At 40.1% G+C, this 269-nt stretch carries 1 protein-coding gene; it reads right to left on the bottom strand.

Annotation, left to right across the window (positions count from 1 at the left end):
* The coding region (locus tag E1171_RS22995; protein WP_222931255.1) for an immunoglobulin domain-containing protein at positions 1-269 on the bottom strand (269 nt) is incomplete at both ends.

The raw sequence follows: 269 nt of genomic DNA, 5'->3' as shown, positions 1-269 counted from the left end.
TGAACTAACACAACCAGACGAATTAACAGCCTCAACATAATATGTGGTAGTGCTTATTATAGAGGGAGTAAACCTTGACCCCGTATGCAATAATGTTCCTGCTTGATCACTGTCAAACCATTTATAATCATAACCAGCATTTGGACTTGTTACTGCTAATGATACCTCTCCTGCATCACAAACTTCATCGCCAACAACAACAGGTTGTGATGGTAGAGTATTAACAGTTCCTACTACTGGGGTTCTATCTGAACTAACACAACCAGACG

The organism is Xanthovirga aplysinae, from assembly GCF_009711365.1.
Taxonomy (GTDB): domain Bacteria; phylum Bacteroidota; class Bacteroidia; order Cytophagales; family Cyclobacteriaceae; genus Xanthovirga; species Xanthovirga aplysinae.
This window is presented reverse-complemented; position numbering and strand designations above follow the sequence as displayed.